This window comes from Bacillus sp. FJAT-27251, from assembly GCF_001273925.1.
Lineage (GTDB): Bacteria > Bacillota > Bacilli > Bacillales > Cytobacillaceae > Mesobacillus_B.
Genome location: NZ_LIGG01000001.1, coordinates 1,506,318 through 1,518,962, shown reverse-complemented (window position 1 = coordinate 1,518,962; position 12,645 = coordinate 1,506,318). Strand labels below are relative to the sequence as shown.

Genomic DNA, 12,645 nt, shown 5'->3' with positions numbered 1-12,645 from the left:
ACCAAAGGATAATAAATTTCTTTATAACGAACACAACTAGCAAAAAAAAATTACTTGTTACTAGTCGCTGGAGTTTTGTTAGTTTTGAGTAATCTATTATTTATTTCGTAAGTTCGGGTCCTTATCTTTTGAAGATTAGTTGGTTTCAGCTTATACAGCTTGCGAAAAAAGTGAGACCAGTGATAGTCAAATCTTTTCCCATCCAAAACAGTCACGTCGCCAGCTGAAGTAATTGTATGAACTCCATCGGGATAGAGACTGTCCTTGTTTGGTTCAATATATTTTATTGTTTCTTCCTCAAACTCAGATGGTGTCAATTTCTTAATTTTATTCAGCGAAATCCTTCCACCATAAGTTTTAGAGCAATCCTGGGAAGGCCTATACAGTCTTTCTTCATATATAAAAGGAGTGCCTGCAGGCCTGGATGATCGTACATCCACTTTAACCGGATTTAATGCATGGGGTTTCCACTCTCCCATCAGGTTCCTGGAATAAAAAATATAAAGCTCATTGTTGTGACTTTGAAAGGTTGAGTTTGCTTTCGTACAAAACAGCCACCATAAGTCTTGGTATTTTATTATTGTTGAATCTATAGCAGGAAAGTCTTTAATCAGTGCTTTAACTTTTTGCCAATTCCCATTCTCCTGATTTAATTTGTAAATCGGAACCTCCATTCTTTCGGACGTTTCAGGTACACAATAAATCTCTCCCCGATATTCTAATATATAGGGGTAAGACATATGGGAAGCTGTACTTATTGTTGCCTGGCGAAATGCGGATTCTCCGCTGCCATTTTGGGGAACTGTTGCTTCGCTAATGAACCCTTTTACTACCTTATGGTTTAATTCTTCCATGATGATTTGAAACTTATCTCCTATTTTGTAAACGAATGGGTCAGCTAAATACATATCCTTTCTTTCTACTATCCATTCAATATCCAACCTTTCCTCGTCGTCATTTAAAAAATGATGAATCGGTCTATGGACGATTCCAACATTCCAGTATTCATAACAAAATAACTTATTATAAATAGAGCGCAGTTTATCTTCAATCCACTTCAATGAGAAGGAAACTTTCCTGTTTTCTCCCTTTTCAGCTCCCTTATCAACACTCGGAATGTTATAGAGATACGAAGCATTGTCATTTAAAATGTCCCGGCAAACGAGCGCTGGCCATGGGGCAGATGCCATCCTTACAAGTCTTTGGCTTTTAAGATGAGAAGAGTTAAAAGTTGAAAAGTATCCCTGTTTTAAAATTATATGTTGATTGTTAGGCAGAACCTTTTCAAGCGATGCAGCGATCACTGGAACTCCATGGATATTGTTCTTACCGGAGTCAGGATGGAGAAACCTCTGATTAAATCTCCATACCCCATGTTTTGGAAGAATTACTATTTCACCACTAATCTGACGACTGCTCAAACATAAGATAAAATCCAATTCAAGATGATTAATCAGATTTATGTCTTCTTTTGAGAAAACATAATCTTTGTCTGTCGCCTCCCCACATTCAATCCGCATCAGACTTTCATCATAAAAGCTGGTTATAGGTCTGGTTTTCCCAAATCGAAATTTTGTCTGTTTCTTTTTCCCCGAAAATTGGATGACAGCACAACAAACTGTCTCATCTAGCCCGGATAGCTTAACGATTGCTTCATGCTGCCAATCCTCGACAGTATCAGTGTCAGAAATCAGGGCATAACGAAGCTGTGGTTTTTTCATTGCCTCACTCCTATATATCCTTTAACATCATCAGCAAAATTTAGATATTCTTCGAGTGTTTGCTTAGCCATTTGCTCTAACGAAAACTCTCTTTCTACTTTTTGGCGTGCTTGTTTGGAAATCCTCATTCTGGAGAGTTGGTCAGATTCCAACCTTATTATTTGATTACTAAACTCCTCAACAGAATGGCTTTTAATAAGGACCCCGGTCTCATCCTGTATCACCGCTTCCTTTATCCCCCCCTTATCAATTGAGATAACAGGAGTACCTATAGCCATCGATTCTATAATGACCATCGGGAAAACTTCTCTGTTTGATGTCAAAAGAAGGATATCCATATCTCTAATAAAGTCTTCAGGGTTTTGAACTTCTCCTAACATCTTTACTTTCCCGGATAGGTTATAAGATCTTATCAGATCGGATATCTTCTGTTTCTCCGGTCCATTTCCGGCAATATAAAACATAACATTTGGCCTGTTTTTTAGTTCATTTGCTATTTGTATGAACAAGGCATGATTCTTTTCTTCTGATAGCCTGGCTAATATACCAATATTAAAAACAACTCCTGATTCTTTGCGATGGAATACGAATTGCTCCAAATCGACGCCATTGTAAATGGTCCTAATTTTACTGTCTTGGACTCCGAGCTGCTCTAGACTCCCCTTCTCGGATCCACTGACCGTTATGATTCGATTCACGTAAATATTCATCAAATGCATAAATCCTAGAGGGAACTTCTTCTCAAGGATGGTGATATTATGCTTCGTATAAATAACTTTGATAGGCCTTTTAAATAGTTTCTTTAATAGAATGCTATATAAAACCATCCTTAAACTATTCGCGTGGATTAGAGTAATTTGCCTGTCATCCACCAGATTTAATAAGGTCCTAATATTTTTGAGATGATTCGTACGGCTTAATTCAGTAAAATGGTGTTTCCCCTTAATTTTGTTAAACAATTCGCCTTTTGCAGCCGCATAATAAAAAGTAATTTCTGGATGTTTTAACTGATTTACCAGTTTGCAATAGTACATTTCTGCTCCGCCCATAATCAGCTTATCGGTTAACAGTAAAACGTTCATAGAAAGCAATCCCTCCTTTAGAAAGATGGCCTGTTGGATCCGCTCTTTGTGCATTAAAAGAATGTTGATTTGCCCTATCCCTCTCATTTGCGTACAAATGATGTAAATAGGCGGACAGTATGGCTAGATACAGAAAGAATATGTCATTGATAATGACAGAGAGAAATCCCATTTGCAGAACAAAGCCTAAGAACGTTAAAAACAAGTAGGGGTTCTTTCTGTGAATATTCATTTGAATGATTTTAATAAAAACCAGAAGGATAAACAGGCTGTAGCTAATGAACCCCACCAGACCGGATTCCGCTAATATATCTAAATACGTATTGTGTGCGGTGAGCGGGTCCCCATTTTCAAATAAGTTATAATCTGAAAAATTAAAGGCTCCAATCCCTACTAAAATGTCAGAGTTAAAATAATCCCAAGCCCTTCCCCATAGGGTCAACCTCCCACTGCCTCCATCTTCTGAGGTATCATCCAGCCTTGACTGGAGAATGGATAAAAAATCAAATTTCATCACATATATGGCAACATACCCAACAACGAGAAACGAAAAAGACAGGCTAACAATCATTTTTAACTTATTGAAAGGATTCGTTAAAAACAAATTGATGATAAACAGGAACATAATGACTAAGATGCCGCCCCTGGAAAAAGTTAATAAATTGGTGAGAATGCACAAAATTAAACCGATTTTATTTTTTTTTGATTCAAAATTACTCAGGTAATAACAAAAAAATAGCGTGTTATAAAAGACAAAGAAGTTGGGATCCTGCAGCAGGCCAATTAGTCTGGGATAATTCCTATCGACCATAACCCCATATTGTGAAATCCTGTCTCCATCAAACACAAAGGAAACACCCTTTAACCCTATTACATATAAAATCAAACTCGCGGAATTAAACAGAATGCCCACATTGCCTATTGCATTTTTTATGGCTAAATCATTCGCTCTTCCAATGATGTATCTGATAATAAAATAACAACAGATGTAAAGAAGGATGCCTACTATTATTCTGGCACTAGAGCCAGGATATAAAGCAAAGGCCCCGGTATAGCTGTACATCAAATAAAATAGCAACATGGCTGCCTCAAACAAGTGCAATCTTTGAAAATAAAAGGATCCAATATGGATGATAAAGAATAGGATACAAAAAACCATATAAGGCTTTAAAGCAAATCCAATATAGATATTGTATTTGGCTAACATCACCAGCGTAAAAAGCCAAAAAACTGTTCTTCCATATTTTTGAGGCTGCCCTTTATAATCCATGATGCACCTCCCGGCTTTCCTCCAGCTCCCAATCTTTTTTTCGTTTCGCTTTTATAAAGCTGGAAATTTTACTCTTCAGCTCTTTGTCGATGACAACCAAACTTAACACAAGCAGAAAGTTTATAGTCGCCGATAAAAATGGATAATTTGGCAGGAGATAGCCTATGCACGCTATGGTCAAAAAGAAAAAAGACAAATAGGGAATAAGGGTACTTTTTGCTATAAACCATCGGTTAGCGGAACATACCCAAAACCCAGCAAGTGCAATGGATTCTATTAACACCCCCGCATAGGCTGCACCTTGTATGCCATACGATATACTAAATGCCACATAAAAAACGATTCCTCCCATTACAGCAAGTATCTGAACCATCATCCGCTGAAATTGCTTGCCGCTGGTGGTTAATCCATCTGCAAGGGCAATGCCGAGTGCCTGTAATAATAATAAAAATGACAGTATTTTTAATGGTTGGGAAGCAGACAGCCACTCCTCCCCAAACAAAAGCCTGATCACTAAATCCGAGAGGTGGTAAAAAGGGATAGTCATGATCATTCCTACAAGGGCCATCAATTTAATTTGAAACTTTAAGTGTTTTAAATGCTCACCTGGAAGGTTGTTGTTAAACGCCTTGAATAAAACAGGGTAATAAGCACCCGCCACGATAAAAGGAATCTGCTGCAGGGCTTGAGGAATCCGGTACGCCACCGCAAATTCCCCTACCTCTTTCAAGGGAACAGTTTTCTCGAGAATGATTGGACCCAAATGAGGGATCATGACAAACAACAGACCGCCGGCGGTGAAGGAGCCCAGACTTTGCAATAACCCTCTGTGAAATTTACTTCGCAAGTCAATTTTTATATTTTTGGCTAATAAAATTTGGGCAAATACCCCGGCGATTAAATAAGACACCCCATAAACCAAGCAAATAACAATCGGAGCAAAGTCTAAGGCAATGCCGACAGACAGCGTGATCAATAGGCAGCCCGCCGATATAATCCTAATGAGGCCGGAATATTGCATCCTTTCACTTAGCTGGTAGAAGGTAATTCCGATACTTTGCATAGCGATTCCAGTGACCATTGGAATGATTAAATAGTAAGCCGTTTKGATTAACTCTTGGTTGCCCTGATTGAAAAGATGAATGAGAAGAAATCCAAGCAGAAACGTTAATAAAAGCAGGAACATCCTCATCTTTATATAAGAGGCCATGAGAATGGGAATGCTTACTTCTTTTTTGGAACCTTCTCGCAGAACAATTTCGCTAAGGCCAGCGTCAGTAAAATACCCCATAATCATGGCAAACGCTAGAGCGACGCTAAAAAGGCCATAGTGATAGGTTTGCAGATAAGAGGCGAGAACAATCAGGGCAATCGCATTTAAGACGCTCGATAAGGCCGTGCTATAAAAGAGATGAACGATATTCATTGCAATCGAGTTCTTTTTCTTCGGTTTCTCCATATCAGCACCTGCCTTATGTGATAAAGATGGACTTTTTTATCCGTCCTGGTAAATAACGCCTAAAACACGCTTGTTTGACCGAAGCAATGACTCTTTTGTTTTAAGGGCTGCTTCTTTTTTTGTTCGATTGCCTTCAATAACGAGAACAATCCCATCACATGAGTTTGAGAGAGTATGGGCATCAGAAACTCCCTGTAAGGGAGGGGCTTCAAAAATAACCACATCAAAGCCTGTCCGGCATGCATCTTCAAATCTTTTAAACTTGCTTGCAACCCACAGGTCAGAAGCACTGACCGGCAAGGACCCTGCAGGCAGTACAGAGAGTCCGGGGATATTGGTCTCATGTATATTCATTTTCATTTTTTCCTGGTTTACAATTATATTGACCAGACCTGTTATATTGCTAATTTGGAACAAATCATGCAAAGTTGGTTTCCTTATATTTGCATCCACTAATAATATTTTTTTTCCTTGTTCTGCAAAGGCTGCAGCCAGGAAAGAAGTAATGATTGGCTTTTGGCTGATCTCAGTGGGGGAGGAAACCATAATCAAATTTGTTTCTTCCTTCAAAAACTGACCCAGATTAGCGCAAATTATTCTCATCTGCTCACTGCTTATTGATTCTGGAATAAAATTAAGCTTGAAGGAGCTCTCTTTCTTTTTTTTAAGCACTGACCTCCCCTCCCTTTTTCTCTTTTAAAATTTTCGCCGCTTTTATTTTAGATTCATTCTTAGTCTTCTTTTTATAATCTTTCAGATCTACTGAGCCCAATACTTGGAGCCCAAGGATTTCCTCCACCTCTTTAGCATCTTTAAAGGAATCGTCCCAGTACTCCCGGAACATGGCCAAACAAATCCCAAGGAATAATCCGACAATTCCTCCAATGGCAAGGTTTAGGGCAGCGCTTCCAACCCTCTCAACACCGACCGAATCTTCAGGGCTGGCCAATACTTTGATTTCTGAAACTCCAAAAATCTCTTTCATTTTATTCACCGTCGTATTTACAATAGCTACCGTTAAATTTTGGGTTCTTTCTGGGTTCTGATCCCTTACAACCACACTGACAATCTGGGAATCTTTGTTATTTTGAACAACGATCTTCTCTTCCAGCTTAGAGTCTGTAAAGCCAAGTTCTTTTTGTACTGAATTAAGAACCGTTGGACTTTTTATAAAATCTTTAGTGGAAGCTAAAAGCATATAAATCTCCTGGGTCTCCCCATAATAGCCTTCTTCTTTCTTTAATTTGCCTACCACTATATTTGCAGTTGCCTCATAAGTTGGTTTCATCACGAAAAAGGAGACACAGGCGGTAAGGGCGAAGGTCATTAGCATTGTAATCAACACTGTTAACTTTCTTCTTTTAAGTATGGTAAAAAACTTCTTTAAATCTGTTTTTTCGTCCATAGTAACCTCCATTGAATTTTTTCGTTATATAGAACATTCACTCCAAAAAAATATACCGGTTTATTGGTAACTTTCATGCCCTATATAAATGTAACCGTAGGCTTAATTTAATAATGTGCCTCCTGTGGCGAAGTAAAGAAATTTTGGTTCCCATTATCTTCAATATAAGTTGATTCTAGATTAGAAAACAGGGTGTTTCCCTTAGTTTGAGCGGTGAATTCAACTATTGGCCCCAAAGAGTTCTCCAATAAATGAACATCCCATATCATGGCGTCAAATTTATTATCCGATCCATTTACAGATATGACTTTTTCCGTATCATTTGATGTCTGAACCTGCAGCCCTTTAAATTCATTACCTGAACACTCATTTGGAATAGTTACTGAACCAATGATCTCGATACAGTTTACACAAGCATCAAGAGTCAGATTCGTGAACCGGTTTCCATTAATAAAACTGTACCCCTCTTCTCCTTCCGGAGGCGGCTTGGCCTCCAGCCTCACACCCGTATGTAAACCGGAAATATTTATATCTGTAAAGTTCACAAAACTAATGAAATGGTCGGCACCTTGTGAAAAAAGTGAAATCCCCGTTCCCTTCTTCGATCCGCTTGAATTTATGATTGTTACATTGTTAATCCTTGTTCTCTCCCAAGACCAGAACTTTTGCTCACCATTTAAGTAAATGACCTCTGAATCGAATTCTTTATTGGTAATTTCAAAAGTCGCGTTCGTTATGGAAGCATTCTTCTCTACCTCTATAACCCGAAAGTCACCCTCCACAAATAGCCGGGTATTCTGGCCAAGCTCAAGCTCCACCCCCTCTTTTAGCACCACCCCCTTGGTCAAGATGTAATTTTTATTACCAAGAAGCTTTACCTTCCCGATTTTCTCTTTTTGGCTATAGTTTATGGCCTTTTGGATGGCGGCAGTATCATCTTTTAGATCATCGCCGTCAGCACCGAACATTTGTGCATCAACGTATTCAGTCGTTTTTTCTGCTGTAGAAGGAGAGGTGTAAAGCTGGTTGTATAGAAGAACTATAGCAATAATTATTATGGCCGGTAACACCAGTTTTTTTAGTTTCAAATGTTCTCTCCCTTCCGCCTTTTGTTCTTTATAGAGAATTTTACACTAACTGAGTGGGGATTACAACTAATATGCCATTCATTTGTTCATTGGAGAGAACTGTTGCTCAATTTAATATCAATAGTTATGTTATTTGAAAAAGCTAAATTAAGTTGGAGAGGCTGAACTTTAGTACTAATTTACTGTTTCTCGGTTTAGTAAAGCTGATTTTTCGACTGCGCTGCCAGTATGCCCTTTTTGGGGTGGGATTAAGAAGAGTCAAGTTTTTAATTAAGTTTGTTCCTTTCTTCAATCGATTTTTTTGGCGTAAATAATATAACGGTCGGGTGCATCCCCAATGAACCCGAAAGGATAGCAGGTAGTGAGGACCAATTCTTCTTCGGTATCCTGAAGTGTGATAATGCTGGTATCATTCGCACTGACAACCTTCATATTGGTAATTTCGTATTGATAGGTTCCATATGCCATCCTGACCTCAAGGATATCATCCAGTTCCAACTGCCCCAATTTACGGAAAACCGTATCCCGGTGGCCTGATAAAACAATTTGCCCATTCTCACCCGGATAAAAGGAATTCCGATAATGGCCAACTCCCTTATCCAGGTCGTCCGGGTCTGTTCCTTCCACAATAGCGAGCTCGGCATTGATTTTTGATATGACAAGCAMCCCTGCCGTTTCTCCCTGTTTAGGAATTAACCGACCTCCCGCTTTCATAGGCTTTTCCTCCAGCTGTACCAGCCCCGGTGCCTCGTTCAGGGCCTTATTGCTTTGTATCTTACTGTCAAAATACTGGGTGAGTCCTTTCCCCAGCATAAACATACCTGCCAGGATGATTAACAGAAGCAAAATATTTTTCTTTCTCACGCCATTCACTCCAAACATGGTCCATTTCTCCTAATCTTAGGATTTCAGAAAAACAGGGATGAGGCAGATACGGAACAATTCCGATAAGGACCGTGACCTCAGCTGTATGACCGGGTTCCTAAAAGCGCTCCCTTGGTGAGTCAATCTTGTCCAACGCAGAAGAATGGGTCACCTGATGAACTCCATACAGTGGGTTCTGCAGCAGTCAAGAAGCAAAAAACTGGTTAATACCTATAGCACTAAGGGTTTTCATGGGATTAGTTTCTGAAGTTTATTGCCTTATACTTTATGGGCGAACTTTTCCAGTTATCATTTATAAAAATGTTTAAAAAATGTAGAAAACAGTCTACCTGCCGGACATCGTGGAGGGACTTATGGTCATGGGGGAAKGGGAGAAAAGGTATATTACATATTGACGTTCTTTACATAGAATCCTAATGCTACTTAGATTTTTATGTCATCTCTAGTGCAGCCACCAGTAATGGACTGCAAAAACAAATGTGTAACAGACGGAAGTGAAAATGGTCTCCGACTTCACTAGCAGAGTTGCCGGCACTTTGTTAAAAGCAATAAATACATACAGCAATAGTGATAGCGAAAGCTTGATTAGGAGAAAAAGGACAAGGTCAGCCTGATAGGCTCTGTCCGTAAGAAAGAATAATACCCTGTAATATACTCGTCTCGTTTTGTAATAAAGGAATTTTCGAATAATAAAAGACCTATTTCATGTTATTCCGAATAGGTCTAAATAACATCTCAATTGTAAAATTATTMTTCATCTTGTATGGACTCTGTAACTTTTCCCTCAGCAGGGACTTCTTCAGTTTTTTGTTGTTCTTCATTCGTTTTAGATTTCGATTTTTCTTGACTTTCCTGAGCCAAATTATCCTCAGTGGCGGGTTCCTGTTTCGCCACTTCTTCCTTTTCTTCTACTAATGGTATTTTTTCCTCCTTAGTCTCTGGACCTATAGCTTGATCTTCTTCCTTAAGTTCCGCTATACCTTCCTCTTTTTCGGTAACAATATCATTTTTTACTGATGGTATGGTACTTTGCGTATCAAGGCCTTTAGATTCTTCTCCCTCTTGAATCACCTTTTTTATGTCTACATTCTGGTTATTTGCATTTTGTTGTCCACATTTCATCCCGTTATCATTATTTTTATTCTCTGGTCCTTTTCCGTTTTCGATTGCAGGGTCCGGACATACTCTTTCAATAACAATCTCCTCACCTGTTATTTCTAGTCGATCGGTAAAATAGGAATAGGAGTCGATTAAAACCAAGTGATTTATGGCCAATAATATTAAGGAAGTGCCAAAGGAGACAAAAAACACAACTAATTCCAGCTTTCGCGCTTGTTTTTTTGTTTGGTTTTTTCGCTTTCTGCTCAAGTACATAGTGGATTCTCCTTTGACCTTTTATTTACTGCGTTCCGCCTCTTTAATAAAATGAAAAGTAGTGTGCCAGAAATAATAAGCACGGAGCCAATGAGTATAAGGTTATACATATTTGTACCTGTATTAGGGAGGATCTTCCCGGTCTCATCCTTGATCATCGTACTGCTATCCCCAGATGCTTTTGCAATGAACTCTCCATTGAGCTTTACACCTTGAAATTCATTTCCAGCTTCTTCTATTAGTCGCAAGGTGAAATTTAATTGGTAGTTCTCTCCTCTCCCGAGTTTTTCCATCAAAATGTTATTGTTGAATAACTCAGTGAAGTTGGTGAGGGAATGCCATTGGCCATTAAACAGGTCCTCCGACTGCAACTCATTTCCACTATGAAAAAGTTTCGCTTTAATTTGGTAATAGGACAACATTCTGTCCATTTGACTGTCATCAATATTCTCTAGGGTAAAATGGAAGATGGGTTTAAGTTTAATTGTGCCAGTATAGTGATTTTTGATTGTCACCGTTCTTTCCCCTGTTGTTCGAGAGGGGGCAAGCTTCATATCGTTATCAAATAAGTCGTGTTTTTCTCCTGGAGTAACCAATAACAATAAATCCTGCTGCAAATCATTGGCAAAAGCAGCAATAGTATTTATTAACATAGAAAGCAGGATTATGGAAACTATTATTGTAATCTTCTTCAGGGGGTTCTTTCTGCGCAAAGAATTTATTCTCATTCCACTCATCCTATTCTGAGTTACTTTAAAAACTCCGCACCTTTATCTATCTGTTTAGCCTCAACGATTATGACTGGCTTAATTTTTATTTCTCTGTATGTATTGTTGGTTTTGTCCTTAACCTTTAACGAGATCATTACTTTAACAGTTTCTCCCGGATGAAAGGGGCCATTCATGTAATCTTTGAAAATATTGAATTGACTTATATTATTTGATTCGACAAAATCAGTGATGAGCTTATCCCCGATTTGTACTTTGACTAAGTATCTACTTAGAATTTCAGGTTCATTCAAATTTTTATTACTCTTTTCCGTAACCTTAAGCTTTAGGTGCCCTTTCATAAAAACCGGCTCTTCACCTGTGTTTTTTATTGTAATTGAATCACTAACTATCTTGCCTTTTGACAATTCATCTCCATTGAAATTCATGGAACTTTTCCCATGGGCCTCAGATATAGCCAGAGTCGAATTAGTGATTTTCCCTTCAACTGTAGCACTTGAAGAAAACCATGCATAGGTACCGAAACTCGGCCCTCCTGCAAGGATGCCGGCCAATGCAATACCAGCTAACGAATTCTTTAACACTTTTAATTTATTCACGATAAACTCTCCCTATAAAAGCTTGTTCCTTCTACTATCCTAAAGAACAGTTTACATTAGAATCATTTCGACGCTGACTCAATAGATTGAGTGTTTAAGATTTAAAGAATAACAACCTTCACAAATATGTGAAGGTTTCTATAAGAAGAACATTAGTTGGGCTTTTTCTCTACTTGTTCAAGCAAGAAGTTTATTTTCGCCTCAAATGAAGCACCTTGGAATTCATTCCCTGCATTTTCAAGCAGCTTAACGCCGTAAGCTACATAAATATCTTTATTATGGGTTAACATATCCTCAAAAATCGTCTTTGAGTATGTTGTTCCAAGAGGTTCGCTTCCACCAATGTTATCTACAGGAATTGGTTCCTTAGAATTTTCAGGTTTATCAGGTTTACCTGGATTTGCAGGCTTCCCTTTTTCCACCTGCATAACCGTTACATTGTTTCCTTGGTTGACCTTTTGCTTAATTTCTTCTATAACAGCATCGTCGTTATAACCATCAAGAATATAAAAAGAAACATTGTTTTGGGTATTTAAGTATAGGTTTTTTACTTCCTCTGTATTACCAGTATCTAAATAGGACTTAATGGCAGATAAATCCTTTTGCTTTGTATCATCATTTGGCTCTTGAGGTTGAATCCTTATAACGGTTGCACTTCGATAATAAGATAAATCCACACCGGCTTTTCCAGTTACCTCCGATTCGTAAGTAGCGGTTAGATAGGTATTCTCCGTAGATTTGTTGTCAATAAATATATAATCACTAAACGCACTGCGTGATGGGGCCAACTTTTTGTCCGTTAACTTAATTAAATTTCCAGTGGGGTTATCTAATTCAATAACCGCATTTTGAACCGAACCATTTACAGTTTCCTGATCTGAAAACCAGGAATAGGTTCCATAGCCAGCACCGGCTAAAATCAACCCACTAAGTGCAGTAGCCGTCAGTAACCCTTTAACCTTTTCCATTATTTTCACCTGCCTAATATAATTATTATTTGTTAATTGACAATTCGGGAGGCGTTAAATGCCTCC

At 38.5% G+C, this 12,645-nt stretch carries 12 protein-coding genes; all 12 read right to left on the bottom strand.

The genetic code is table 11. The features are described 5' to 3' along the window. Positions 1-50: 50 nt before the first annotated feature. On the bottom strand, positions 51-1,721 hold the full coding sequence (locus ADU22_RS07125; RefSeq protein ID WP_053361534.1) for a glucosamine inositolphosphorylceramide transferase family protein: 1,671 nt from the start codon (positions 1,719-1,721) through the stop codon (positions 51-53). Then, positions 1,718-2,803 carry a glycosyltransferase family 4 protein gene (locus tag ADU22_RS07120; RefSeq protein WP_053361533.1) on the bottom strand — a complete coding sequence of 362 codons (1,086 nt, stop codon included), beginning with the start codon at positions 2,801-2,803 and terminating at the stop codon, positions 1,718-1,720. The genes ADU22_RS07125 and ADU22_RS07120 overlap by 4 nt, the downstream gene beginning before the upstream one ends. Further along, positions 2,778-4,073 carry an O-antigen ligase family protein gene (locus ADU22_RS07115; RefSeq protein ID WP_069187958.1) on the bottom strand — a complete coding sequence of 432 codons (1,296 nt, stop codon included), beginning with the start codon at positions 4,071-4,073 and terminating at the stop codon, positions 2,778-2,780. Before ADU22_RS07115 ends, ADU22_RS07120 begins: the two co-directional genes overlap by 26 nt. Further along, the gene (locus tag ADU22_RS07110) at positions 4,063-5,532 is read right to left on the bottom strand and encodes an oligosaccharide flippase family protein (protein ID WP_053361532.1); all 1,470 of its coding nucleotides are present in this window, start codon (positions 5,530-5,532) and stop codon (positions 4,063-4,065) included. Before ADU22_RS07110 ends, ADU22_RS07115 begins: the two co-directional genes overlap by 11 nt. A gap of 36 nt (positions 5,533-5,568) precedes the next feature. Further along, complete coding sequence (locus ADU22_RS07105; protein WP_053361531.1) at positions 5,569-6,204, bottom strand: CpsD/CapB family tyrosine-protein kinase; 636 nt, start codon at positions 6,202-6,204, stop codon at positions 5,569-5,571. Then, complete coding sequence (locus ADU22_RS07100; protein WP_053361530.1) at positions 6,197-6,937, bottom strand: YveK family protein; 741 nt, start codon at positions 6,935-6,937, stop codon at positions 6,197-6,199. Before ADU22_RS07100 ends, ADU22_RS07105 begins: the two co-directional genes overlap by 8 nt. A 107-nt stretch (positions 6,938-7,044) precedes the next feature. Further along, entirely contained in the window at positions 7,045-8,025 is a 981-nt protein-coding gene (locus ADU22_RS07095) for a glycoside hydrolase family protein (protein ID WP_053361529.1), read from the bottom strand. A 288-nt stretch (positions 8,026-8,313) separates the two neighbouring features. Next, positions 8,314-8,907: a class D sortase, LPxTATN-specific gene (srtD, locus tag ADU22_RS07090; RefSeq protein WP_053361528.1), complete on the bottom strand. Its 594-nt coding sequence runs from the start codon at positions 8,905-8,907 to the stop codon at positions 8,314-8,316. 750 nt (positions 8,908-9,657) lie between these two features. Next, on the bottom strand, positions 9,658-10,284 hold the full coding sequence (locus ADU22_RS07085; RefSeq protein WP_053361527.1) for a hypothetical protein: 627 nt from the start codon (positions 10,282-10,284) through the stop codon (positions 9,658-9,660). Continuing rightward, positions 10,275-11,012, bottom strand: a complete 738-nt coding sequence (locus tag ADU22_RS07080) for an LPXTG cell wall anchor domain-containing protein (RefSeq protein WP_053361526.1) — start codon at positions 11,010-11,012, stop codon at positions 10,275-10,277. The genes ADU22_RS07085 and ADU22_RS07080 overlap by 10 nt, the downstream gene beginning before the upstream one ends. 20 nt (positions 11,013-11,032) lie before the next feature. After that, complete coding sequence (locus tag ADU22_RS07075; protein ID WP_053361525.1) at positions 11,033-11,611, bottom strand: SipW-dependent-type signal peptide-containing protein; 579 nt, start codon at positions 11,609-11,611, stop codon at positions 11,033-11,035. 152 nt (positions 11,612-11,763) lie between these two features. Then, on the bottom strand, positions 11,764-12,579 hold the full coding sequence (locus ADU22_RS07070) for a SipW-dependent-type signal peptide-containing protein (RefSeq protein ID WP_053361524.1): 816 nt from the start codon (positions 12,577-12,579) through the stop codon (positions 11,764-11,766). Positions 12,580-12,645 lie beyond the last annotated feature (66 nt).

Bases quoted from the DNA above. Each gene is read 5' to 3' on its own strand.
- ADU22_RS07125 (WP_053361534.1), bottom strand. From the start codon at position 1,721: ATGAAAAAACCACAGCTTCGTTATGCCCTGATTTCTGACACTGATACT.
- ADU22_RS07120 (WP_053361533.1), bottom strand. From the start codon at position 2,803: ATGAACGTTTTACTGTTAACCGATAAGCTGATTATGGGCGGAGCAGAA.
- ADU22_RS07115 (WP_069187958.1), bottom strand. From the start codon at position 4,073: ATGGATTATAAAGGGCAGCCTCAAAAATATGGAAGAACAGTTTTTTGG.
- ADU22_RS07100 (WP_053361530.1), bottom strand. From the start codon at position 6,937: ATGGACGAAAAAACAGATTTAAAGAAGTTTTTTACCATACTTAAAAGA.
- ADU22_RS07080 (WP_053361526.1), bottom strand. From the start codon at position 11,012: ATGAGAATAAATTCTTTGCGCAGAAAGAACCCCCTGAAGAAGATTACA.
- ADU22_RS07070 (WP_053361524.1), bottom strand. From the start codon at position 12,579: ATGGAAAAGGTTAAAGGGTTACTGACGGCTACTGCACTTAGTGGGTTG.